Annotated in this window: 23 protein-coding genes; 14 read left to right on the top strand and 9 right to left on the bottom strand. The window is 45.2% G+C overall.

Annotated features, from left to right (window positions below):
* Positions 1-68 precede the first annotated feature (68 nt).
* From L5M10_RS10275 to L5M10_RS10260, 4 genes are all read right to left on the bottom strand, one after another.
* A complete protein-coding gene (locus L5M10_RS10275; protein ID WP_263142355.1) occupies positions 69-1,808 on the bottom strand; it encodes a GGDEF domain-containing protein in 1,740 nt (579 codons plus the stop codon).
* Positions 1,795-3,198 (bottom strand): ABC transporter substrate-binding protein, encoded by a 1,404-nt coding sequence (locus tag L5M10_RS10270; RefSeq protein WP_263142430.1) that lies wholly within the window; start codon positions 3,196-3,198, stop codon positions 1,795-1,797. The genes L5M10_RS10275 and L5M10_RS10270 overlap by 14 nt, the downstream gene beginning before the upstream one ends.
* A 249-nt stretch (positions 3,199-3,447) precedes the next feature.
* Positions 3,448-3,912 carry a CopG family transcriptional regulator gene (locus L5M10_RS10265; RefSeq protein ID WP_263255230.1) on the bottom strand — a complete coding sequence of 155 codons (465 nt, stop codon included), beginning with the start codon at positions 3,910-3,912 and terminating at the stop codon, positions 3,448-3,450.
* Complete coding sequence (locus L5M10_RS10260) at positions 3,872-4,678, bottom strand: AAA family ATPase (RefSeq protein WP_263255229.1); 807 nt, start codon at positions 4,676-4,678, stop codon at positions 3,872-3,874. The genes L5M10_RS10265 and L5M10_RS10260 overlap by 41 nt, the downstream gene beginning before the upstream one ends.
* Before the next feature lie 526 nt (positions 4,679-5,204).
* Here L5M10_RS10260 and L5M10_RS10255 point away from each other — a divergent pair.
* From L5M10_RS10255 to L5M10_RS10235, 5 genes are all read left to right on the top strand, one after another.
* Positions 5,205-5,675, top strand: coding sequence for an N-acetyltransferase (locus tag L5M10_RS10255; protein WP_263199949.1), 471 nt, complete (start codon positions 5,205-5,207; stop codon positions 5,673-5,675).
* A 151-nt stretch (positions 5,676-5,826) separates the two neighbouring features.
* A complete protein-coding gene (locus L5M10_RS10250) occupies positions 5,827-6,036 on the top strand; it encodes a DUF3820 family protein (RefSeq protein ID WP_263177100.1) in 210 nt (69 codons plus the stop codon).
* Positions 6,037-6,161: 125 nt separating this feature from the next.
* The gene (locus tag L5M10_RS10245; protein WP_263177099.1) at positions 6,162-6,464 is read left to right on the top strand and encodes an NrfJ; all 303 of its coding nucleotides are present in this window, start codon (positions 6,162-6,164) and stop codon (positions 6,462-6,464) included.
* Between the two features lie 186 nt (positions 6,465-6,650).
* Positions 6,651-7,172 (top strand): GNAT family N-acetyltransferase, encoded by a 522-nt coding sequence (locus tag L5M10_RS10240; protein WP_263181289.1) that lies wholly within the window; start codon positions 6,651-6,653, stop codon positions 7,170-7,172.
* 166 nt (positions 7,173-7,338) lie between these two features.
* On the top strand, positions 7,339-7,863 hold the full coding sequence (locus L5M10_RS10235) for a GNAT family N-acetyltransferase (RefSeq protein ID WP_263184919.1): 525 nt from the start codon (positions 7,339-7,341) through the stop codon (positions 7,861-7,863).
* Between the two features lie 292 nt (positions 7,864-8,155).
* Here L5M10_RS10235 and L5M10_RS10230 read toward each other — a convergent pair whose 3' ends face one another.
* Positions 8,156-8,866 carry a pirin family protein gene (locus L5M10_RS10230; protein WP_263255228.1) on the bottom strand — a complete coding sequence of 237 codons (711 nt, stop codon included), beginning with the start codon at positions 8,864-8,866 and terminating at the stop codon, positions 8,156-8,158.
* Between the two features lie 13 nt (positions 8,867-8,879).
* A complete protein-coding gene (locus L5M10_RS10225; protein WP_263255227.1) occupies positions 8,880-9,323 on the bottom strand; it encodes a DoxX family protein in 444 nt (147 codons plus the stop codon).
* Positions 9,324-9,506: 183 nt separating this feature from the next.
* On the opposite strand from L5M10_RS10225, the gene L5M10_RS10220 reads away from it, so the two are divergent.
* Positions 9,507-10,400, top strand: coding sequence for a LysR substrate-binding domain-containing protein (locus L5M10_RS10220; RefSeq protein ID WP_168824535.1), 894 nt, complete (start codon positions 9,507-9,509; stop codon positions 10,398-10,400).
* Positions 10,401-10,484: 84 nt separating this feature from the next.
* On the opposite strand, the gene L5M10_RS10215 is transcribed toward L5M10_RS10220, so the two are convergent.
* Complete coding sequence (locus L5M10_RS10215) at positions 10,485-12,230, bottom strand: bifunctional metallophosphatase/5'-nucleotidase (protein ID WP_263255226.1); 1,746 nt, start codon at positions 12,228-12,230, stop codon at positions 10,485-10,487.
* 144 nt (positions 12,231-12,374) lie between these two features.
* Positions 12,375-13,466, bottom strand: coding sequence for a CNNM domain-containing protein (locus L5M10_RS10210; protein WP_028761257.1), 1,092 nt, complete (start codon positions 13,464-13,466; stop codon positions 12,375-12,377).
* A gap of 151 nt (positions 13,467-13,617) precedes the next feature.
* Between L5M10_RS10210 and L5M10_RS10205 the strand changes: the two genes are divergently transcribed.
* From L5M10_RS10205 to der, 8 genes are all read left to right on the top strand, one after another.
* The gene (locus L5M10_RS10205) at positions 13,618-14,739 is read left to right on the top strand and encodes a bifunctional tRNA (adenosine(37)-C2)-methyltransferase TrmG/ribosomal RNA large subunit methyltransferase RlmN (RefSeq protein ID WP_028761256.1); all 1,122 of its coding nucleotides are present in this window, start codon (positions 13,618-13,620) and stop codon (positions 14,737-14,739) included.
* 32 nt (positions 14,740-14,771) lie between these two features.
* A complete protein-coding gene (gene pilW, locus L5M10_RS10200) occupies positions 14,772-15,560 on the top strand; it encodes a type IV pilus biogenesis/stability protein PilW (RefSeq protein WP_028761255.1) in 789 nt (262 codons plus the stop codon).
* Entirely contained in the window at positions 15,557-16,621 is a 1,065-nt protein-coding gene (locus tag L5M10_RS10195) for a RodZ domain-containing protein (RefSeq protein ID WP_131523674.1), read from the top strand. The genes pilW and L5M10_RS10195 overlap by 4 nt, the downstream gene beginning before the upstream one ends.
* Positions 16,622-16,669: 48 nt before the next feature.
* The gene (ispG, locus tag L5M10_RS10190) at positions 16,670-17,785 is read left to right on the top strand and encodes a flavodoxin-dependent (E)-4-hydroxy-3-methylbut-2-enyl-diphosphate synthase (protein ID WP_105251894.1); all 1,116 of its coding nucleotides are present in this window, start codon (positions 16,670-16,672) and stop codon (positions 17,783-17,785) included.
* Between the two features lie 144 nt (positions 17,786-17,929).
* A complete protein-coding gene (gene hisS, locus L5M10_RS10185) occupies positions 17,930-19,207 on the top strand; it encodes a histidine--tRNA ligase (RefSeq protein WP_113939438.1) in 1,278 nt (425 codons plus the stop codon).
* A gap of 13 nt (positions 19,208-19,220) precedes the next feature.
* A complete protein-coding gene (locus L5M10_RS10180; RefSeq protein ID WP_113939439.1) occupies positions 19,221-19,841 on the top strand; it encodes a tetratricopeptide repeat protein in 621 nt (206 codons plus the stop codon).
* 11 nt (positions 19,842-19,852) lie between these two features.
* Entirely contained in the window at positions 19,853-21,040 is a 1,188-nt protein-coding gene (gene bamB / locus L5M10_RS10175; protein ID WP_028761250.1) for an outer membrane protein assembly factor BamB, read from the top strand.
* A gap of 79 nt (positions 21,041-21,119) precedes the next feature.
* The gene (gene der / locus L5M10_RS10170) at positions 21,120-22,577 is read left to right on the top strand and encodes a ribosome biogenesis GTPase Der (protein ID WP_263255225.1); all 1,458 of its coding nucleotides are present in this window, start codon (positions 21,120-21,122) and stop codon (positions 22,575-22,577) included.
* 21 nt (positions 22,578-22,598) lie between these two features.
* On the opposite strand, the gene L5M10_RS10165 is transcribed toward der, so the two are convergent.
* A complete protein-coding gene (locus L5M10_RS10165; protein WP_011071076.1) occupies positions 22,599-23,357 on the bottom strand; it encodes an IS5-like element ISSod6 family transposase in 759 nt (252 codons plus the stop codon).
* Positions 23,358-23,448: the final 91 nt, after the last annotated feature.

Below are 23,448 nucleotides of genomic sequence, written 5' to 3'. Positions count from 1 at the left end.
GGGGGTGAAGTTAGCTTAACTCAATCCTCTGGTGAAAAAAGAAACTGAACAGTCGCCGCATTTTATGGTTAGGAATAGCGAACTGGTTGGTTTAGTCGTGTCTCTGTACGATTGCGACCTGTTAGTTTGGCGTGATAGAGAGCCTCATCAGCTTGATTAATTAAGCTATTCGTATCCATAGGTTGTGATCGCTCCCAGCAAGTAATACCAGCGCTGATGGTCAGTATGCCGTCATGGGGGGAGTCTTCATGTGGTATTTTTAAATTGATGATTTTATTGCGTAATATTTCAGCAAAATGATATGCCTCCTCGAGATTGCTCGATGGCAGTACTATCATGAACTCCTCTCCGCCATAGCGGGCAAGCATGTAAGTGGGTTGTTTCAAGATCGATTTGGCGGCATTCACGATTTTCTTAAGACATTGATCGCCTGCGACATGACCATACCTATCGTTAAATTGTTTAAAATTATCAATATCAAACAGAATTATACCTAGGGGCATGTTGTGGTCCCTTGCATACTCTAATTCTTTTTGGAGTTGTAAATCTAAATAGCGGCGATTATAGCAGCCAGTTAATCCGTCGGTTTCGGCCATGCCTTTAACCTGAGCTGCGTAGCTTTTTAATGTCTCTAAGGAGCTCACCATTTGCTGGAGCTCTAAGTTATCAGTGACAGGCATTCTGGCGTCGAGTTTTTCATTGGCAATGGCATTCATTGCATCTCGAGTCGCCATGACAGGCTTGATGATTCCCTTAGTGATAAAGTGCCAACTGGTGAGCCAGATGAAGAAGCAATATAAGATGCCACTGCAGAAAATTAATACGATAAATGCGGTGCTATCGTTTTTAAGTTCGCGGCCTGTTTGCTGAATTTCATTTTCAACTTGGTTAACGAGATCCTGCGTATAGGTCGCAACGATTTGTGCGGCATCAGCTTGGTATTCTAAATGCGCATTGGCGATATGAGTGCTTCTAATTGCTTTGCGAGAAAGTTCAAAGAGGTTGTCTTCACCGACCATGGTCTGTTTTATTTGTGATAACAAATTAAAATATAAGTTTTTATCGCCACCGATACTATCAAGCATAGCCTCCATGCTTAACAGCAGTCGCATAGCATCTCTTTGGGTTTGGTTTAGTTCAACCAGATTGTCGATGATATTCACTTGAGTTAACTGGGTAAATAAGTGTTCTCCTAGATGACTAAATAAAGATAGCTGCTGATTGGTATTGATATTTAAAGCAATCTGGTCAACGTTTCTCAGCTTAAGCTGACGTTCAGAGTCCGTATTAATATGCTGAAATTGGGTTTGCATTTCATCGCTAAATCCCGACGCCATTGACGTTAAGTTGGCTTGAATATTGGCTGCCTGTGAATTGGCTTGTAAGGCAGTATCGGTTAACGTGTTGAGTAATGGCAGTTGTTGTAAGTAATACAGTTGAGTATCTAAGGCGTGATTTAATTCTTGCTTATTGACAGTAGAAGTTTCTATTGAGGCCAGTAGACGTGAGTCATTGATGAGTAATTCCCATTGTGCGGAAAGTTCGCCTAACAGGCTAGTTCTTTGTTTTTCATCATAATAATTATTCAAGCGTGCAGTAATGATTTGTAGTTTTTCACTGTTTTTTGCCAGTTGCAGCGCAGTGGTGACTTTTACCACATCTACCCCGACTAAGTGTTCAATTTCTGATTTGAGTTGCTGTGACAGTAGTATGGCGACAACACCATTTAATAGCGCCATGCCCACTATGATATAGAAGGCTGAGGTTATTTTTTGTTTCAAACTTTTCAGTGGTTTAGTGCTTGGCATTATTTTCTTTGTCAATAGCAGGTACCTCTCCATAGGTATTTTGGAGGTGTTTTATCTCTGCACTTAATTTAATGAAAATATCTTCACTGTTAGCGGGTCTGCGGCTTGCGCTAAAACAGGCGTGGCTGAGTTCAGGGTAAATTTGTCCCATGGCAGTACTGGTGAAATGCCCAAAGGATAAGACCTTAGTAGACCAAAACATATTGGCTATGTGGCTTGCCTCAAATGCGCCTGCTATGCCTTTTAAAGATTCATCTTCAAATTCTGGGGCTGTTACTACATCCATACGACAGGGATTACCACCCCCCATAGCATAGGCATGTTGTGCCTCATAGGTGCCCATATATTTGAGCAGCCAATAGGCAGCTTGAGGGTTTTTGCTGTCGTAGCTAACGGCAAAGGCATAAGCGCCATTGTAGGGATAACCGCCAGGCACTTGGCTTACGGCTAGACGCGCGCCGAGAATGTTCTGTTCAACTTTAAAGGATTTATACCACAGATTATTGTAGGCAAAAGGCCACATAGCCGCTTGACCTGTTGCAATAGCATTTGCTGCTTCATTGAAAGCAAACTGCTCGTTAGCGGGAACGGCATAGGGCATTAATTCGCGATATTGCTTGGCCGCTTCAATGGCTTCATGGTTGATGGTGGGCACTTCAAAATGGGAGATCTGTTTCTGGCTGTTATAGACGGGCTGCATCCAAGTGCCACCTAAGCTCCAAATCATGCTAGAGAATTCATCGTTAATATGGGGTTTATCACCCGACATTAGCGCTAGACCGTAAAAGTCATGAGTCAGTATTTTATCCGCTAATATAGTGCCTGCTTTACGAGTGAAGAACTGAGCTTGATCTCGTAACTCTGTTAAGGTTTTTGCTGGTGCGAGTGGATAGCCAAACTGACGCAGAAACTGAGCTTTTTCAGTTTTATTATCAAAGAGATCTGCTCGATAATGATTTCCCATAACATAATTGTTATAGGGAATAGCATGGATTTCACCTTGATAGGACAAGATGTTAAGTAGCGATGGGTAATAGGGTTCTAGGTATTTCTCCATGGCCTTTTCGCCATCGGGATCGTAAAGTTTAGCGAGTTCAATTAAGGGCACTGTATAACCATTGGCAGCCCATTCTTTAGCCCAGCCCGCTTCCATTGTAAGTAAATCGTATTTGCCTGAACCTTGAAGTAAATTCTGGGTCTGTAAGTTAAACATATCCTCTAATTCAGTACTGACCACTTGCACTTTTACGCCGGTTTTTGCGGTGAATTTAGGCAACATTTCTTGGGTTAAATAGTCGGTCCAAAATCCTTTTTCAGCGACCAAAGTGATAGGTGTTTTGTTTGTTAGCGGCGGGATTTGTGCCAATGAAAATTCTGCGTAACAGGGCATCATTATCGCTGCGGTTAAACAAAGAAAAATAAATCTGATCCGGTTTAACAAAAATAACACCTTAATGTTACGTATTGACTCTGAGTTAATATCATTAATTCAGCATTGTGTATATTTAAGGATAGGTGGGATCAGAACTTATGCCGCGATTTTATGATGGTTTTTATTGTGTTTTTTACTTTTTGAGCAAAAAGCCGGTAACTCGATCTTAGCTAAGTTACCGGAAAAGGGTGGGAGTAGTGTGAATCGTTAACGGTTTTGGCGTTGTTGTTCTCGTAATTGCCTCAAAGCAATAGGTAGATCGAAGTGTTGTTCAATCAAGAGTCGGAGCAGCTTTGATTTGGATATAGTGCTTTCTTCTGCCAGTGTAGCAAGATGGGTTATAGCCGCTTCACTGAGGGAAAATGTTGCTTTGCGATAGTGTGTTTTAGTTTCTACTTTTGCCGGGAATAATACGTTTGTTTCTAGGCTTTGTTTGTGCAAGCTCAACACATTGGAATGGCTCTGGGCCATGTCAGTTGTGATGTGATTTGCCTGTGAGCCTGTGTTTTTTGTGACAATTGCATCTGCTTTATGATCTAGATTGCTTTTTATCTTATTCAGACTTTGTCCCATTGCGTACAAGTTTGCCGCCTCAATAAACTCATCTAACGAAAGCGAGTGCTGTAAGCTGCTAGATGACATAGCGTTTTTCTTGAGATCGCTGAGTCCCATTTTGCCCCCTTCGTTGAGTAGTCGTGTGAGTGGATTGAGTTTGATGGGTCAAATGATGATGCATTTGACTCACTCCCTGAGCGTGTATCGCGGGATGTAGGAGATTGGCTAAGCTGGCAGCACAATCGACTTGGAATAGTTCGCAGGCGATAGTGCGAATTTCTTCGGCTGCTTTTCCTGCGGACTCGATTTCAATTACCGATAATCCTGATTCTTCACTGTCATCATAAACATTGCGGCAATATGTTATCGCGTCAAGGACATGGATATCATAGGTTTTACAGACTTCTTTGGCCTCTAAAATTCGGTTAGCTTGATTGGGGAGACTTGGACATTGGGTGATCACAAAAGAAGCCTGTAACTTGGGATTAATCATCTTACACGTCGCGACGATATCGTCCATGTGACATACGGTTTTTAAATCGCGGCGCTTAGGTCTTAAGGGCATTAAAATGTAAGAGGCGACTGACATGGTTGCTCGTAGTGCTAGGTTATCTTGCCCACCGCAGTCGACTATGACTACATCATAGTGTTGCTCAAGACTGAGTAAGTCATTACGGATCTTACCGTAAAGCTGCACGCAATTGATGCTGGCAAGTTGCGGATTGTTGTTTCTTGCATGGATCCAATCAGAGGTGGTGCGCTGGGGATCGCAGTCCACCATAATGACCGAGGCGTTACATTCTGTGGTTAGAAATACAGCTATATTTTGGGCCAAGCAACTTTTACCGCTGCCGCCTTTTTCTCCACCGATTAAGACTATCATGACGTATTCCTTAATTCTTTTGATGACCCTTGTGCAGCGAGTTGATGTGTTTGGAGCTATCCGCATTGATGTCCGAAATCGAATGTAAACCTAATGTTAATCTTGGTCAATTGGCTGATTTTTGACGTTTTTTAATTAAATTGTCGTAGGCGTTTTTCTGTCAGTATCTGGTCATATGTCGTTAATTTGACAAAAAAGATGAGACGAGGGATTTATAAAAATGTTTTTTTATCTTATTGGTTTTAAATTGTTTTATCTGTTATCCGTCAGCTAAAAGGGTTGTTTGTGGTGATCGGTAACTGTGCATAGGACTTAGGGTGTAGTTTTTTATTTCTTCCTTGGTACAAGTGTTAATTTTATATTTCTAAATGTTATTAACTGATCTGAGTAAATTATCAGCTTCTCAGTCGAAAGTGGTCTTGTTTGGTGAGGCACTTGTCATCAAATTGCCAAATGCTGGCTTTATCATCTCTATAGACTGACGTCTAAATCGCTTGAAATTTCAACCATGGAGAAGGGATGCCAAATGGATATCAAAACTATTATGCCTATTAAGTTTGAACTCGTTGAAACTGCACCGTTATTTCATGAACTACTTAATCTGCGGGCCACAGTTGGCCTCCCTTCTATTGGCGTTGAACTTGCGGATGTACAGGCATTGTTCTGGGTCTCTATTCGATTAAGTGACAAGACTGAATTGGAACATGCAGGCGCTGGGGCCGCTAAGTCTAATCTATTGGCAACGGCGTGTGTTTATGGCAACAAGCCCGGGCATTTGATGATTGAAGATTTTATTGTCTTACCCGAATACCAACCCTACGGGCTAGCAAAGATAATACTTGAGCGGGTGATGACCTTTGTTGATGACCATGCGAGTGCGGGAACTTGTGTCAGTATGACCGCCCATGGTGAGCATGAGCGCTTATGTAGTGAATATGGTTTTCAGTATGCTCCCTGCGCTAACTTAGGGCCTAATCTGTTAAAAATTATCGCTTAATATTCGTGTGAGAATGCCTTTTAGGTGTTAGCTAGCGCGTATTTTTGCCCTTGGGTATATAGTTACTTTTGCGTAGTTAACGGCGACATTCGTTCGCTTATGTTGTAGCATCCGTAGGATTATCGTGACGTTCTGTATGAGATAACAACCTATGGATCAGCAACTCCTTATTGATGCTGTTAATCAAAAAATGCCCTTTGGTAAGTACGCTGGACGTAAGTTGCTCGAATTACCCGAACCTTATCTGGTGTGGTTCCATAAGCAAGGTTTTCCTCAAGGGAAACTTGGTGAGCAATTAGCGCTAATTTACGAAATCAAACTTAATGGCTTAGAAGGCATGCTAAAACCGCTGTTGAAATGAGTTCCCTTTTTTTAAGAAAAATACTGCTTTTGCGATAAGTGTTGTATTTCGTGATAGAGATTAGCGATTTATTGTTTTTAGCGTGCTTTAATGCAGCATATTAGCAAAACAAAAGGAACGCAGGCATGATGGCAAAATGGGTAAAATTAGCGGCAGTAGCGACTTTAGCGTTAGGCATGTCAAGTGCTTGGGCTCAGGGTGTCACCCACGAAGGTACTGTTGTTGATACGATGAACGGTGGTGGTTACACCTACGTACAGATTAAAGAAGCTGATACCACTTTTTGGGCCGCGGGTCCTCAAACTGAAGTGAGCAAAGGCGATAAAGTGACTGTGGTTGAGCAAATGTGGATGAACGAATTCACCAGCAAAACCTTGAACCGCACTTTTGATAAACTGTTATTTGTTGGCCAAATCGATAAGAAATAGTCAGCAGTATCGAGTGCGCTAACCTGTGCGCCTCTTTAATTCAACGGCTTCGATACTTTCGAGGCCGTTTTTGTTTTTAGCGTTCAATGCCGCTAAATCTGAGTTTGTGACTATCTCGATGGGGACAAAGGCGGCAAAATAGCGGCTATTTTTCTAGCTGTTATTACTCAGCAGGGGATCACTCAAGTGATGGCGTTTGAACAGTTCGAGATCCAGCCTTATCAGTCATGTTATGCACGTGAAGTGAGTGAGTTATTTCACCTTTGCGTGCACAGCATTACCCATGTTCGTTATTCGCAGGCGCAGCTTATGGCTTGGTCTGCGGCGCCAAGATCGGCTAAACATTGGGATTTACGGTTATGTCGCTCGAAGGCGTGGGTGGTTTTAGCCATAGATGAAGCGACAGCTTCTTCAGTTTGTTGCGGTTTTATCAATGTCGAAACCCATTTCTCCCGCCAAGGTTACTTAGATAGCTTATATATACATCCAGATTATCAAGGTCAGGGATTAGGTGAGCGCGCTTATCTTGTTTTAGAAGCTTGGGCTAAGGCACAAGGCTATGCGCGCTTGAGCTTGGACGCATCTTATCTCTCTAAAGGGTTGTTTACTCGGATGGGATTTATTCAAATACAGCGCAGTTATCAGCAAAAACTTGGGCAAGTGATCCCCGGTTTCTACATGGAAAAGAATATAGGAAAGAATATTTAACGCGCGTTTACTATGGTTTCAGCTAGAAAGTGATGTAAGGTATTTCACAGTAAAACATTAGCTTAACACCGTTTAGTGACACTATTTAACTAAATCAGCACTGTTTAGCTTAAATTAGAATTCGGTTAATCTAAGTCAATTAATGATTCAAGATGGAGGGCAGAGAATGAAGATTCGACTATTTACGCCATCGGATGTCTCGCAGCTGGCGGCAATCTTTGAGGCGAGTGTGATGCAAGGCTCTGGCGAGTTTTACTCCTTCGCCGAGCGCTCAGCATGGGCTTATATCGAAGGTGAGACCCGCAGCGAGAGTTATTGGCTTGAACGCTTACAGGGAACCACTATTTGGGTTGCCGAAACCGATAATATGCTGGTGGGTTTTATCAATCTTAAGATAGGCGCCGACAGCGATGTTGAAGCCTCTGCCGAAGTAGAATGTTTGTTTGTTCATCCAGAATATGCCCGTTCTGGGGTGGCTACCTCTTTGTATTTTGCGTTGTTTGAAGAAGTTAAAATCTTAGCGCTGAAACGATTAACGGTTGAAGCGTCCTATCTCGCGCGGCCTTTTTTTGAGAAACAGGGATTTCGCAGTATTCGTCGTAATGAACATAAGCGTTTTTTGAATGCGGCGGATAAAGCACAGGGTCAAGCTCAAGTGTTGGTTAACTTCAGTATGACGCTCGCCCTCTAACTCAGCTTATCAAGGTGCTGATCTGGTTAGCTAAACGAGGCCGTTAGCACTGCTTTATAACATCGCCTTATAACATCGCCATAGAAGCGCCAATAAAAAACACTGCCAAAGATGACTTGTGGCAGTGCTTCTAGGTGAGAGCTTATTAAGCTGGCATCTAATTACTTACTCAATCGTTTGCTTGGTAGTTTGCTAATAACCAATAACCAATAACCAATAACCAATAACTAATAACTAATAACCAATAACTAGTGAAGCTGAATTACTGAATCGCTTTGTTAAATCACTTGTATTACGCATTAGGCGATAAATCGAACACTAATGCGGTAACTGGGCAGCTTGTCGCAGTAAAGTCGACACTCGCGAGTTGTGTCAGATGTGCGCCGTCCCCAGCCGTGAGTGTTGTGCCATTGATATCCAACGTACCTTCAATCAATTGAACATACAGATGACGATTTGCTTGAGCGGCGTTTCTATTCATCGTTACTTTTTCGCCTTCACTCAACACTAAACGATATAGGGTCGCATCTTGTTGCACTTTGAGCGTGCCATTTTCACCGTTTGGTGTCACCACGGCCGTCAGTGGTGAGCTTTGCTCAAATGCTTTTTGCTGATAACCCGCATCTATGCCTAAAGTATCTGGGCGGATCCAAATCTGTAAAAAGTGCAGCGGCTCGGTTTTAGAGGCATTAAACTCGCTGTGGTAAATGCCTTTACCTGCGGACATTAATTGAAACTCACCTGCGGGTAAGGTTTTGATATTGCCGAAGCTATCCTTGTGGGCGATAGTGCCGGATATCACGTAACTGATGATCTCCATGTCTTTATGACCATGGGTATCAAAACCTGCGCCGGGTGCCACTCTGTCATCGTTGATGACTCTTAGGGATGATATCCCCATGTGCTCTGGGTCATAATAGCTAGAGAAAGAGAAGGTATGTTGACTCTTTAGCCAGCCTAAGTCTGCTTGACCGCGATCTTGTGCTTTTCTTAATGTGATCATCTTGCTTCCCCCTTTATTTGATGCGGTTAGCGAATAGGTTATCTACAGCGAATTTGCCTGCACCTGATACCGTCAATGACACTGTGGCTGCTAATAGGGCGAGACCAAATTCGTAACCGTTATTGGCAAGGAACAGACCGTTGCCTATATGTACCGAGAAAATCGCCACAACCATAGTGAATGACAAGACGAGGGCTGTTGGGCGAGTCAGCAGACCGAGCAACAGGAACAGGCCGCCGAAGAATTCACTTGAACCTGCCATCAATGCCATTAAGTAACCTGGTGTCAAACCAATGGATGCCATCCATTGTCCAGTGCCTTCTAAGCCGTAACCGCCAAACCAGCCAAACAGTTTTTGTGAACCATGGGCTATTAAGATGATCCCGATAGGAATGCGCAGTGCCAGTGGGGCAAAACTCGGGGCTGAGTTCAGTGTTTTTGTGATCAGTGCTTTCATGGGATATTCCTCATTTCAAATTATTTAACGAATAGTTAAGTGTATTGTTCACTCAGTCTTAAGTCAGTTTGGCTGTAGTTCCGAAGAACTTCTCCATTGCTAAGCAGTGTAGACTTGACCTTTGGCAAAGAAAATCGGAACATTTTCAATATCTATTTCAAATAATTTGAATATGAGGTTTATATGTTGCCATCTATTAGTCTCGATGGATTAATCGTGCTCGATGCTATTGATAAGAAAGGCAGTTTTTCCGCTGCTGCCGAGTCTTTGTTTCGGGTGCCGTCGGCACTGACCTACACAGTGCAGAAACTGGAAAGCGATTTAGGTACAAAATTATTTGAACGTAAGGGCCAGCGCGCCGAGCTGACCTTAGTCGGTCAACTTGTGCTGCGCCAAGGCAGAGAAATCCTTGCGGCAACATCAAGGCTCGAAGAGGCGGTGCGTCAACTTGAGACAGGCTGGGAGTCTTCATTGACCTTAGCTATAGATACAGTGGTGCCTGATTTACCCCTGCTGCAGTTGATTGGTGAGTTTACTGAGCTGGGTAAGCAAGTGACTGTGAATATCAGCGAAGAGTCCTTAGGTGGCGGCTGGGATGCGCTCTATTCTGGCCGTGCCGATATCGCTATCGGCGTAACAGGGGAGTTGCCCAAAGGCCAATATCATGTGGTGGAAATTGGGGAGTTGGAGTTTGTATTTGCTTTAAATCCTGCGCATCCATTGGCGCAACATGCTGGCCCAATTCCGACCGAGGCATTGCTGCAATTTCCTTCTATTGTGGTAGCAGATAGTTCGACTGCCCTAGCACAGCGATCAAGTGGTTTATTTGATAGTCGCCAAGTGATCCGTGTGCCGAACATGCAGACCAAAATTAAGGCGCAGCAATTGGGATTAGGTGTGGGTTACATTCCAAAGCACTTGATCTTAGATGCGTTGGCGGCGGGAAGCCTAGTGGCTTGTCATGTGGAAATGCCGCGCCCAACGCAAGCTGTGTTTATGGCATGGCGTAAATATGCTGAAGGCAAGGCGCAGGATTGGTTTACTGCGCGTTTACCGCAATGTGATTGGCAATTTTAAGCTCAGGTTTGTTTAGTGCTTTGTAAGTTGCCACTCACTTTGCTCCTCACAGCATTAATGTTTACGCCATGAGGAGCATAGCGCCTAACCTATACGTTGGCTGTGGCTGGTGTAATGCACATGCTGTGACAATAAATCAGACAGATTCGGTGAGCGATTCAAGAATCGAATAAAGGCCTGTGGCAAAGTCAGTGACTCCATCGACTCCTGCCAGCGGGCTTGCAGCAATGGATGATAGCCTTCCTTACCCGCAGCAGTGTAAGAGGTCGATACCCCGACATACAGTGACTCAGGCTCAACCGGATACCAAAGAGATTGACTGTCTTGCTGCATCATCTCTAGTCTGAATAAACGTTCACCCAGTGGGCGTCGCCCATCGTAGTAATACCGTAGGCCGTAAGTGTAGGGGAAACTACCCGCACCTGTACCACGGACACTGTTGTTGGTTGCCGCGTTAATCGCCGATTCGAGCGCTTGATAGAGAAACTGACCTTGAATTTCATACTTAACTAATGGTAATTCGAAGGGGAGTAATTGCCCCATCACATCGGCTAGTGTCAATTGTCCTTGGGCCACCGATTGGCGCACACCGCCAGCATTATGCAGAGCAAAGTTCACTCTTGGGTCGACCAGTTTGGCTTCTTGGAACATGCTGCGACTCACCCAAGGTGCTATTTCACTGCCGTGGGGCAGGGCTTTAGAGGGTAAGCGGGTATGGACTAAGTTCTTCGGCACCAGTGCTAACACTTTGTTTTCCATCTCTGCGATAGCCGGTTTGTAGATATCTCGGATCACGCCATCGATATCGGCATCGGCATCATCCCAAAAGATATTCGGATGCTGATTAAGCTGCTGGCGCACAGCTTGGTAATCTTGGTTATCGACGGCCGTGTTAGCACTTAAGATAAAGTGTTGATCTAGCATGAAGTAGTTGCCGCCCTTTAAATTCAGCACTTTCCCATCAGCGTCAAACGTTATCTCGGCTAAGCCGACGACTTCGGCATATTTACCCGCATGCACTATGGGTGTGTTATTGATGACTTCACCGTAGGGCAGGTTGCTCAAACCTAGGGCGCGAAAATCCCCCTGTAGTGTATGTGTGTGACCGCCGACGATAAGGCTAATACCATCGACTTCAGCCGCGAGGCGTTTATCCTGATCTAAGCCTAAGTGACTGAGCACGATAATATGCTTAATACCTTGATTTTTAAGGTGCTCAACCGTGCGCGCGGTAGTGGTGATAGCATCGACAAAATGGGTGTCGGGATCTGGACGAGCGATCTCTTTCATCTGATCTAAGGTAATACCGACAATGGCTAAGGTCTTATCGTGGAAGGGCTTAAGCAGGTATTTCGCGCGTTTTTGCTCATGATCATAATCCAAGATATTAGGCAAACCCCGCAGACAACCGGGTTTGTTGAGATCTTCTTGGCTTAAATCCATATTGCCCGCAAGCAATGGGAAATCAATTTGCTTGGCAAACTCGGCAAGTCTGGCGTTACCTTCATCGATATCGTGGTTGCCAATGACCATAGCATCAGGTGCCAACAGATTGAGTAAGTGGGCGTTGGCCTTACCTTTAAAATGGCTGAAATACAGCGTGCCCTGGAAGCTGTCACCACCATGCAGGAAAATAAAAGGCGTATTAGTTTGTGCAGCGGTGTGACGCGCTTTTGTGATGTGATGGCCGATGCGGGCATAACCACCGCTATGGCTGGTCACATCTAGCTTATGTTGGCCTATGTTAAGGCTAAATTGGACGCGGCAGGGTTCAAAATTCGAATGGGTGTCATTAATGTGCGCGAGTGAGAGTGTGTAGCTCTGTGTCATAACTTACCTCTATTACGGCGGGTGAGTATATACCCAAGCAACCTGAAAATGCGAGTTTCAGAGGGTTCTGAGTCATCCGCATTCTAAAAGAATAAAGGGAGCTAGGCTCCCTTTATATTAACAAGCACTAAACTTGGTTAGCCTTCAGCCGGATTTGGCTTCGTCATCATCGGATGCGGCTTCAAAATCACCGTCATCGGATAGGCGAATGCCTTTTTGCTTCATGCGCTTAGTCCAAAGTTTACGTGCCAATTGCTGCATATCGGTCGCTGGGTCGTTTAGATCGACAATCTCTAATCCTAACATAGATTCGATAATATCTTCTTGAGTTACGATTCCTTGGCTACTGCCGTACTCGTCGACCACCATCGCAATTTGGGTGTTACGTTTAATCATACGCTCAAAAAGTGGCAGAATTTTTGCGGTTTCAGGCACCACAAATAAACTCCGTTTAAGTTCACCAATCGGTGCTTCTGGCGTGTAACGCTCTGCTAGCAATACATCGGTGCGGGTAATGTAACCAATCACATCATCATGATCTTGGTCGTAAACTGGAATTCGGGTAAAAGGCTTGTCGCGGTATTGGCGCACAAACTCATTTTGGGTGAGATCTATGGGTAAAGAAAACATCACAGTGCGCGGCGTCATAATCGCCGTAACGGGCATATCTCGCACCTTCAGCATTTGCGTCAAAATTTTTGACTCTTGCTCATCAAGCTCACCGGATTCATGGCCAATTTTGGCCATAGCACTCATCTCTTGGCGTATGTAGTGGCCTTCATCACCTTTGCCCATTAGGCGAGTGACTTGCTGTGACATCCAGATCAGCGGTTTAGTGGTACGCTTCATCCACAGCACGGCAACAGAAACACTTGGTGCGAGGCGACGCCAATGGTTTGCACCCAATGATTTAGGAATGATTTCTGAGAAAAACAGGATAATAAAGGTTAATACGCCCGAGAAAACACCTAACATATCGTCACCAAATACTTTAGCCGCTTGCGCACCTGCAACGGCGGCACCGACGGTATGAGCGATAGTATTTAGGGTAAGGATTGACACCAAAGGGGCTTCGACATTCTCTTTCAATCTACGCAAGCGCGCGGCTGCGGCACTGTCAGTTTGTTCGAGTGATGCGATATAACTTGGGGTAACCGATAACAGAACAGCTTCGAACACACTGCACAGAAAAGAAACAGCAACAGCGACAAGCACTATAATGATGAGGGTTAACATATAGGTGGAATTACAACTCCGTATTTTAGGCCAATATTAGCCCTTGGAGATTCTATCATAGGTGAATTGAGTTACTGGCTAAAATTTATTTGCGTCTGTATAATTCGCCGCCCTGTTACAGGATCCGGTTTTTGGTGTTGAGGTTAGCTATATGAGTGAAAAGAAGATCAATTTATTAGACCTTGATCGTAAGGCGATGCGCGCATTATTTGCGGAAATGGGTGAAAAACCCTTTCGTGCCGATCAGCTCATGAAATGGCTATATCATTTCGGTGTCAGTGACTTCGAAGAGATGACCAACATCAACAAAGTGTTACGTCAAAAGTTGGCGGCCCGCTGCGAGATCGTTGCACCAGAAATTTCGAGTTTCCAAAAATCGACCGATGGTACGATAAAATTTGCAATCAATGTTGGCCAAGGCCAAGAAGTGGAAACGGTTTATATTCCTGAGGATGATCGTGCGACCTTGTGTGTATCTTCACAGGTTGGCTGTGCGCTGGAATGTACTTTCTGCTCGACGGGTCAGCAAGGTTTTAACCGTAACTTAACGGTTTCTGAAATCGTCGGCCAAATCTGGCGCGTATCGCACTTTTTAGGGTTTGCAAAAGACACGGGCGAGCGTCCGATCACTAACGTCGTGATGATGGGCATGGGTGAGCCATTACTCAATTTAGCCAATGTGATCCCTGCGATGGACATCATGCTCGATGATTTTGGTTTTAGTTTATCAAAGCGCCGCGTGACCTTATCAACATCAGGCGTAGTGCCAGCGTTAGATAAACTGGGCGATGCCATCGATGTGGCACTTGCTGTCAGTATTCATGCACCCAATGATGAGTTGCGTGACATTCTGGTCCCGATCAATAAAAAGTATCCGCTGGATGAGTTTTTAGCGGGTATTCGTCGCTATATTGCTAAATCAAATGCTAACCGCGGCCGCGTGACGGTTGAATATGTGATGCTAGATCATATCAATGACAGCACAGACCAAGCCCATGAGTTAGCTAAGTTAATGAAAGATACACCTTGTAAGGTGAATCTGATCCCATTTAATCCGTATCCAGGCTCGCCTTATGGCCGCTCATCTAATTCACGTATCGACCGTTTTTCTAAGGTTCTTATGGAATACGGTTTTACTGTCATTGTACGTAAAACCCGTGGAGATGACATCGATGCCGCTTGCGGTCAGTTAGCTGGCGATATTCGCGACAGAACGAAACGTTTAGCGAAAAAACGCATGCAAGAAAACCAGATTTCAGTCACAATGAATTAACTCTTTGTTTGCACAGATTTATAGGCTTGCCCATGAAGCATGGATTGCCAAGGTTTTCGTTGATTTTAAGCCTGTCGCTATTGATGACAGGATGCGTCACTGAGCGTACTTATACTGGGACAGATATTCCTGTTTCGGAACGAAAGTTAGACAAAGTCGCCGCCGCAAGAGAGCGGATGCAGCTCGGTTTAACCTATTTAAATCGAGGTAGCACGGAACAAGCCAAATACAATCTTGATAAAGCATTAGAATATGCTCCAGAGCTCGAAGATGTGCATACCGCTCTGGCTTATTACTATCAAACCGTGGGCGATTTAGTGCGTACCGAAGAGTCGTACATGAATGCCATTAGTACTAAGGACGCCTCTGGCGATTCCATGAATAATTTCGGGGTGTTTTTGTGCCAACAAAAGCAATACAACAAAGCTGAAAAAATGTTTTTGGCCGCAATTGAAATGCCCAAATATACGCGCACTGCCTCAAGCTATGAGAACTTAGGTCTTTGTAGTCGCGAAGCAGGACAAGCAGAAAAGGCACGACAGTATTTTCAGATGGCGTTAAAGTATGACCCGAGACGCTCGGTGTCATTACTGGAGTTGGCAGAGTTAGAAGTCGATCAAGGTGATTTTATTCAGGCGCGAAACCAATTAGCGCGCTATCACCAAGTGGCTGAGCAAACTCCAGAAAGTTTAGCGCTCGGGATCAAAATAGAGCAGGCAGTGAATGATGATGCCGCTGTGAAGAGATTTGGTATTTTATTGCTTGCCAAATTCCCAGCATCACCTCAGGCCAAGCAATACAGAGTTAATTTGCATCAATGAAAGATCATGAAACCAATGCGCCAGTTGAGTCGGTAGCACCGCAATCAGTCGCGCTAGATGTCACGCTTGGTACTTTATTAAAAGCCGCCCGCGAAAAAATGGGCCTTAGTATTCAAGATGCCGCTGTAAAGCTGCATCTACGTCCTCGTATTATTGAAGATATTGAAGCTGACAATTTTACAAATATTGCCTCATCGACTTATGTACGTGGCTATGTGAAAAACTACGCGCGTATGGTCAGTGCCGATGCGGCTTTGATTGAAGCTTGTCTTGTGCAGCAAGTGCCAGTTGTGACTGAGCCTGCAATGCAAAGTTTTTCACGCAAAACCACATATCAAGCTCGCGATACACGTTTAACTTGGCTGAGTATTTTTATCGTCATAGTGTTACTCGGTTCGTTAGTCGTCTGGTGGATGCAAAAAACGACCTTGCTAAGCACTATTGATGTGTCGCAACCCACGGCTGAAGAGGTCGCAGCAGCGAATCAGACGCTGCCAGGTGATGTGTTATTGACCGAAACGGATGCCAGTCCTCGTTTGACTGAGATTGCCGCAAACGGCTCAATGTCTATCGATGGTCCAATTAAAGATACTGATGCAAGCACTATTGATGTCAGCACAGGACCAACGGACAATAATTATCCTCAGACCGTTGATACGAGTAATGAAGATGGTGGTTCAGCAATCGCAGCCACTACGACAACGCCATCGGTTCCGCAAACGACAGCTCCTGTAGTCCAACAGCCTGTTAGTGCAACGCCTTCACCGACCACAACATCAACGACCACTGCAGCAAGTACTTTGGTTGCTGTTGCAGGACAATCGATTATAGATGTCCAGTTGACGGGTGATTGCTGGATAAACATTGTTGATGCTAAAGGTAAAGCGTTAGTCGATGGTGTTAAAGGCGCTGGCGCAACAGTGCAAGTGAGCGGTGTACCGCCGTTTAAAGTCATTTTAGGTGCGCCCCATGTAGCGACTTTAAGCTTAGATGGACAAATTGTTAGCCTAGCGGATTTCCCCAAGGGACGAGTCGCGCGGTTAACCTTGCCTAAAGCCTAACGACCGCGTAATGATCTGCAGCACGTACCGAAATAGAGCGTATTAAGCATGTATAATGAAACTCCCATAAAAAGACGTCCTTCCACCCGCATTTATGTGGGTAATGTACCGATTGGTGATGGGGCGCCGATTGCTGTTCAGTCAATGACCAATACTAAGACCACAGATGTTGAAGCGACAATCGCTCAAATTCGTGCCTTAGAGAAAGTCGGTGCCGATATAGTGCGTATCTCTGTACCCACTATGGATGCGGCTGAAGCCTTTAAACTCATTAAGCAAGCGGTCAATGTTCCTTTAGTGGCCGACATTCATTTTGATTATCGCATTGCTTTAAAAGTTGCCGAGTACGGTGTCGATTGCCTTCGAATCAATCCGGGTAATATAGGCAATGAAGAGCGTATTCGTAGCGTGGTGGAATGTGCCCGTGACCATAATATTCCTATCCGTATTGGTGTGAATGGTGGTTCATTAGAAAAAGATCTAATGGACAAGTACAAAGAACCCACACCTGAAGCCTTGCTTGAATCAGCTATGCGTCATGTGGATATTCTGGACAGATTGAACTTTGACCAGTTTAAGGTCAGCGTTAAAGCCTCCGATGTATTTTTAGCGGTCGAATCCTACCGTTTATTAGCGAAACAAATTCGTCAACCCTTGCATTTAGGCATTACCGAAGCGGGTGGCGCGCGCGCGGGTTCAGTGAAATCGGCCGTAGGCTTAGGCATGTTATTGGCCGAAGGCATAGGTGATACCCTACGTATTTCCTTGGCCGCTGATCCGGTCGAAGAAATCAAAGTCGGTTTTGACATTTTAAAGTCGCTGCGTATTCGTAGCCGTGGCATTAACTTCATTGCTTGTCCATCTTGTTCTCGTCAAGAGTTCGATGTGATCAGTACAGTCAATGAGTTAGAGCGTCGCCTCGAAGACGTGACTACCGCCATGGATGTGTCTATTATCGGCTGCGTAGTTAACGGCCCAGGTGAAGCCTTAGTGTCGCACATCGGTTTAACCGGTGGGCACAATAAGAGCGGTTACTATGATGAGGGTGAACGTCAAAAAGAACGTTTTGACAACGACAACATTGTCGATTCCCTTGAAGCGAAAATTCGCGCAAAAGCCAGTCAAATGGCGAACCGTATTCAAATCAAAGACACAACTGAGTAATATGTACCCGCATTTGGGCATAGATTACGCCTAATGATGTTGAGCTAGGCCCCGAAACCGACGGGGTCGTTTTACGTTTTACGCTCAAAAGCCTATAATGCGTGACATTTTTATTAATTTAGCGAAATCGGACGAGTCGATACAGTGGCAAAACAGATCCAAGCGATTCGCGGAATGAATGACATTCTGCCAACTCAAAGTCCTCTATGGCAAAAAGTGGAAGCGGTACTACGTTCGAGCGTCAGTGCTTACGGTTACAGCGAAATCCGCACTCCAATAGTGGAAAATACCGATCTTTTTAAACGCTCTATCGGTGAAGTGACTGATATTGTTGAAAAAGAAATGTATACCTTCGCAGATAATAACGGTGACAGCTTAACGCTACGCCCTGAAGGTACCGCGTCGACAGTGCGTGCAGGTAACGAAAACGGTCTGCTATATAACCAAGAGCAACGTCTTTGGTATATGGGTCCTATGTTCCGCCACGAACGTCCACAAAAAGGCCGTTATCGTCAGTTTAACCAATTTGGCGTTGAAGTGTATGGCATTGGCTCGGCTGATATTGATGCTGAAGTCTTGATGCTATCGGCACGCCTGTGGGAAAAACTCGGTATTAGCGAGCACGTCTCGCTAGAGCTAAATACCTTAGGTGATCCTGCTGAGCGAGCTGTTTATCGTGATGCCTTGATTGCGTTTTTAGAGCAGCATAAAGATGCGCTCGATGAAGACAGTAAGCGTCGCATGTACAGCAATCCGCTGCGAGTATTGGATTCAAAAGATCAAAATGTCCAAGCCATATTGGTTGATGCACCTGAGTTAATGGATTTTCTCGGTGAAGAATCGAAGACACATTTTTCACAATTGCGTGAACTACTTGATGCTGTGGGTATCAAATACACCATTAATCCGCGTCTAGTACGTGGTTTAGATTACTATAATCGTACTGTATTTGAATGGGTTACATCTAGTTTAGGCTCACAAGGTACTGTACTTGCGGGTGGTCGCTACGATGGTTTAGTCGCCCAGTTAGGTGGTAAAGATACTCCAGCGGTCGGTTTTGCTATGGGCTTAGAGCGCATTGTCTTGCTGCTTGAAACCTTAGAGCTGACCAAAGATATTCCGCCAGAAGTGGATGTGTATGTCACGGCCATGGGTGATAGCTGTCTGGTTGAAGCCATCAAGGTCGCGCAGGAATTACGTAACGCACTGCCAAACCTTAAAGTGATGAGTCACTGTGGCGGCGGTAACGTGAAGAAACAAATGAAGCGTGCCGACAAAAGCGGTGCGAGTGTGGCACTACTGATAGGTGAAGATGAACTTGCCGAAGGTATGGTTACGGTTAAACATTTACGCAATGACATCGAACAACAACGGGTAGCTCGAAGTGCCTTAGGCGCATTTTTGGCTGAACTGATCAAATAAAGGGGACGTGCGCGTGGAAATTTATAGCACAGAAGAACAACAAGTTGATGCTATCAAGCAGTTCTGGAAAGATTACGGAAATTCAATTTTAATCGGTGCCGTAGTGGGTTTAGGCGGCCTATATGCGTGGAATTATTATTCTGACGTTAAAGTGGCGCAAGCGGAAGAAGCTTCAAAAGCGTTCCAAAATTTGACCACTAAATCTGCCGATGAAGCCGCTATGCTTGCGGGTGTCGCCGAGTTTTCTAAAAATCACGATCAAAAGGGCTATCAAGCCTTGTTAGAATTGATCGTGGCCAAAACTGCGGTAGAAGCGAAGGATTATCCAAAAGCGATTGATGCCTTGAACAAGGTGATTGCGGCTAAACCTGGTGCTGGTTTAGATGTGATTGCGACTTTGCGTGTAGCACGAGTACAAGCAGAGCAAGGTCAAATTGATGCAGCTCTAGCGACCTTAGATCAAGTAACAGATAAAGCTTTCTTTGCTCAGCGCGATGAGTTGAAAGGTGATTTCTTAGTACGTCAAGGTGAAGTTGAGAAGGCAAAAACAGCTTATCAAGCTGCCATGGACAATGGTGGTGTGGTGACAAGCCCTGCGCTTAAAATCAAACTTGATAGCCTAAATCAGGCATAAGGGATCCCTTGATGAAGTCTTGGTGCAAAAACCTGCTAGCCGCTGGATTAAGTCTGGCCATGTTATCCGCCTGTTCGTCGAGCGATGTCGAAGAAGAACCGGTAAGTGAGTTAACTGCCATTCAGGCGACAGTGTTTCCTGAAGTGAGTTGGAGCACCTCTGTCGGCAATGGTGTTGGAGATTATTATTCTCGCCTCGCCCCCGCCGTTAGTTATGGAAAAATTTTTGCCGCCGACCGTTATGGTGAAGTGGTTGCCTTCGATGAGGCCACTGGCGAGCGCGTTTGGACTAAAGATTTCAGCGAAGAGTTTCGTGATAACGCTTTAGCTAAAAATAAAGGTGCGCGTATTGCTGCTGGTGTGACTGCTGCGCGTAATAAAGTCTTTTTAGGTGGTGAAAGTGGGCTGCTTGCTGCATTGAACGCTGAAGATGGTCAAGTGTTATGGCATGTCGTTGCGGGCGGTGAATTACTGTCTGCTCCCACTGTGGCCGATGACGTCGTGGTGGTCAGTACCAGCTCTGGTTCACTCGAAGCATTTAACGTTGATACTGGCGCCAAGCTGTGGGTGTATGAAATGCAATTGCCGAATCTGACCCTGCGCGGTACAGGTTCTGCAGCTTACGAAGCGGGTGGTTTCTTCATAGGTACCGCCGATGGCAAAGTGGCTGTTGTGATTAAAAATAATGGTCAAGCTGCGTGGGAACAGGCTATTTACAATCCAACGGGCGGTAACGAGTTTACGCGTATGGCCGACGTGGATATGACGCCCTTGATCCTTGGCGATAATTTATATGCGGTGAGCTACAACGGTAACTTAGTGTCGATGGAACTGCGCACGGGTCGAGTTGTGTGGACACGTAAGTATTCTAGCTTTAACGAGTTAGCATCAGCGGGCCTAAGCTTGTACTTAGTTGACGATCACAGTCGTATCTACTCAGTTGATAAACGTAACGGTTTGGAACTGTGGAGTAATTCTGAGTTAGCTAACCGCACTCTGACATCTCCGGCTGTATATAAAGACTATTTAGTTGTGGGTGATTTCGAAGGTTATTTACACTTCATCGATCGCAGTACAGGGACGATTGTGGGTCGTGTCCAAGTGGACAGCTCAGGATTATACAGCCAGCCGTTAGTGGTGGATGATAAAATCTATGTTCAAGGTCGCAGCGGAAAGTTGGCTGTTGTAACACTTCCATAGTTAAAAGTGTTATCCTTGCTGAGCCCCTGGAAGTGTGTTCCGGGGGCTTTTTATTGAAAAGTTTTTTAGAGGCAAAATCATGATCCCTGTAGTGGCCCTTGTTGGTCGGCCGAACGTCGGTAAATCCACCCTATTTAATCGTCTTACGCGCACGCGTGATGCGCTGGTTGCTGACTTTCCTGGCCTAACACGTGACCGTAAATATGGTCGAGCATTCTTATCCGGCTATGAGTTCATTGTGGTCGATACCGGCGGTATCGATGGCACTGAAGAAGGGATCGAGACGAAAATGGCTGAGCAATCCCTTGCCGCCATTGAAGAAGCCGATGTCGTTCTATTTATGACCGATGCGCGCGCGGGTTTAACCGCTGCGGATCTGTCGATTGCACAGCACTTACGTAGCCGTCAAAAAACCACCTTTGTGGTTGCTAACAAAGTTGACGGTATTGATGCCGATTCAGCTTGTGCCGAGTTTTGGTCTTTAGGTCTAGGTGAAGTTTACCAAATGGCGGCGTCCCAAGGACGCGGCGTGACCAACATGATCGAATACGCACTGACCCCTTATGCCGAAGCGATGGGCATTGTGCGTCAAGGTGAAGACGAAGTTACCGAAGAGCGTGAATATACCGAAGAAGAAGCCGAAGCTGAGCAAAAGCGTCTGCAAGATTTGCCTATCAAGCTGGCGATCATAGGTAAACCTAACGTCGGTAAGTCAACCCTGACTAACCGCATTCTAGGTGAAGAGCGTGTCGTGGTATTTGATGAACCCGGCACAACCCGTGACAGTATTTACATTCCAATGGAACGCGAAGGTCGCGAGTACGTGATTATCGACACCGCGGGTGTTCGTCGCCGCAGTAAAGTACATCAAGTCATTGAGAAATTCTCAGTTATCAAGACCTTGAAAGCGGTTGAAGATGCTAACGTGGTGTTACTTATCATCGATGCCCGTGAAGGTATTGCCGAGCAAGATTTAGGTCTGTTAGGTTTCGCACTCAATGCGGGTCGCGCTTTGGTTATTGCCGTCAACAAGTGGGATGGTATCGACCAAGGCATTAAAGATCGCGTGAAGAGCGAGCTTGACCGTCGTCTTGGTTTTATCGACTTTGCCCGTATTCACTTTATTTCGGCGCTGCACGGTACTGGTGTTGGCCATTTATTTGAATCGATTGAAGAAGCTTACGACAGTGCCACACGCCGCGTCAGCACTTCTATGCTGACCCGTATTATGCAAATGTCGCAGGACGATCACCAGCCGCCATTAGTGAATGGCCGTCGTGTGAAGCTTAAATACGCTCACGCCGGTGGTTACAATCCGCCAATCGTGGTTATTCACGGTAACCAAGTGAGTAGACTGCCTGACTCGTATAAGCGTTACATGATGAACTACTTCCGTCGTTCATTGAAAGTCGTAGGTACGCCAATCCAGCTGCGTTTCCAAGAGGGTGATAACCCATTTGAAAACAAGACTGAGAAGTTGACTATGAGCCAAGAGCGCCGCCGCAAGCGCGCACAAAGCCATACTAGGGTCTGTTGATCTTTGCTGTACAAATGTTGTTCAGCAATACATCGGCAGCCACATTAACATAAACGCCAGTGACACCATACTGGCGTAATTTCTTGCTAGCTTGTCATATCTTGTTGATATTGCTCGATAGTGCTTAATTCTTCCAAAAGCATTCTCCACTAAATGTCGATACCGATATAAGCACCAATCGACTCTTTCTTGAGGTGTATTCTTATAGCGGCGCCTTGGAATAACAGATTTCCCGCCTTTATTTGCGATAAGTTCACGAAAAGCATCGCTGTCATAACCTTTATCTGCAATGACGGTATCAACCTGCTTCAGGTGCTCAATTAAGCTGGGGGCGTGTGTAATATCGTGTTTTTGGCCTTCTGATAATTCGAAATAAATCGGTAATCCTCCGCTGTCGACGGCTAAGTGAATTTTGGTTGAATTACCGCCTCGACTTTTACCAATACTCTCATTACTTAGCGTCGCGGCACCTGCACTGTGCTGGTGAGCCCGCACTATCGAGCCATCAATAAAGACCCATTCTATATCAGCAAGGTTGGCTAAGGCCTTGAATAAATGTGCTAGAACGCCTTTCTTAGACCATAAATGAAACCGTCTAAAGACCGTGCTCCAATGACCGAACTCTTTAGGTAAATCTCGCCAAGGGATACCTGTTCTAAGGCGGTAAAGAATACCTTCGAATGTTTGTCTATGTTCAGGTTTGTCATAAACACGGCCTGTGCTTTTCATTAAATGAAATAGCTTTTCCCAGCGTGCATCGGTTAGCATAAGTCTTGGCATGGCTTGAGGTTATGGTTACTTTTGGCGAAGCAAATTATAACGTCTTGCCATGCTGTCTAAAAATCACTCTCGAAAGATCAACAGACCCTAG

The sequence above is a fragment of the Shewanella sp. SM32 genome, from assembly GCF_025654235.1.
In the GTDB taxonomy this organism is placed as follows: domain Bacteria; phylum Pseudomonadota; class Gammaproteobacteria; order Enterobacterales; family Shewanellaceae; genus Shewanella; species Shewanella oncorhynchi.
This window is presented reverse-complemented; position numbering and strand designations above follow the sequence as displayed.

Excerpts from the sequence above, each read along its gene's own strand:
- L5M10_RS10275 (WP_263142355.1), bottom strand. The coding sequence starts at position 1,808 with ATGCCAAGCACTAAACCACTGAAAAGTTTGAAACAAAAAATAACCTCA.
- L5M10_RS10270 (WP_263142430.1), bottom strand. The coding sequence starts at position 3,198 with ATGCCCTGTTACGCAGAATTTTCATTGGCACAAATCCCGCCGCTAACA.
- L5M10_RS10265 (WP_263255230.1), bottom strand. The coding sequence starts at position 3,912 with ATGGGACTCAGCGATCTCAAGAAAAACGCTATGTCATCTAGCAGCTTA.
- L5M10_RS10260 (WP_263255229.1), bottom strand. The coding sequence starts at position 4,678 with ATGATAGTCTTAATCGGTGGAGAAAAAGGCGGCAGCGGTAAAAGTTGC.
- L5M10_RS10255 (WP_263199949.1), top strand. The coding sequence starts at position 5,205 with ATGGATATCAAAACTATTATGCCTATTAAGTTTGAACTCGTTGAAACT.
- L5M10_RS10250 (WP_263177100.1), top strand. The coding sequence starts at position 5,827 with ATGGATCAGCAACTCCTTATTGATGCTGTTAATCAAAAAATGCCCTTT.
- L5M10_RS10245 (WP_263177099.1), top strand. The coding sequence starts at position 6,162 with ATGATGGCAAAATGGGTAAAATTAGCGGCAGTAGCGACTTTAGCGTTA.
- L5M10_RS10235 (WP_263184919.1), top strand. The coding sequence starts at position 7,339 with ATGAAGATTCGACTATTTACGCCATCGGATGTCTCGCAGCTGGCGGCA.
- L5M10_RS10230 (WP_263255228.1), bottom strand. The coding sequence starts at position 8,866 with ATGATCACATTAAGAAAAGCACAAGATCGCGGTCAAGCAGACTTAGGC.
- L5M10_RS10225 (WP_263255227.1), bottom strand. The coding sequence starts at position 9,323 with ATGAAAGCACTGATCACAAAAACACTGAACTCAGCCCCGAGTTTTGCC.
- L5M10_RS10220 (WP_168824535.1), top strand. The coding sequence starts at position 9,507 with ATGTTGCCATCTATTAGTCTCGATGGATTAATCGTGCTCGATGCTATT.
- L5M10_RS10215 (WP_263255226.1), bottom strand. The coding sequence starts at position 12,230 with ATGACACAGAGCTACACACTCTCACTCGCGCACATTAATGACACCCAT.
- L5M10_RS10210 (WP_028761257.1), bottom strand. The coding sequence starts at position 13,466 with ATGTTAACCCTCATCATTATAGTGCTTGTCGCTGTTGCTGTTTCTTTT.
- L5M10_RS10205 (WP_028761256.1), top strand. The coding sequence starts at position 13,618 with ATGAGTGAAAAGAAGATCAATTTATTAGACCTTGATCGTAAGGCGATG.
- pilW (WP_028761255.1), top strand. The coding sequence starts at position 14,772 with ATGAAGCATGGATTGCCAAGGTTTTCGTTGATTTTAAGCCTGTCGCTA.
- L5M10_RS10195 (WP_131523674.1), top strand. The coding sequence starts at position 15,557 with ATGAAAGATCATGAAACCAATGCGCCAGTTGAGTCGGTAGCACCGCAA.
- ispG (WP_105251894.1), top strand. The coding sequence starts at position 16,670 with ATGTATAATGAAACTCCCATAAAAAGACGTCCTTCCACCCGCATTTAT.
- bamB (WP_028761250.1), top strand. The coding sequence starts at position 19,853 with ATGAAGTCTTGGTGCAAAAACCTGCTAGCCGCTGGATTAAGTCTGGCC.
- der (WP_263255225.1), top strand. The coding sequence starts at position 21,120 with ATGATCCCTGTAGTGGCCCTTGTTGGTCGGCCGAACGTCGGTAAATCC.
- L5M10_RS10165 (WP_011071076.1), bottom strand. The coding sequence starts at position 23,357 with ATGCCAAGACTTATGCTAACCGATGCACGCTGGGAAAAGCTATTTCAT.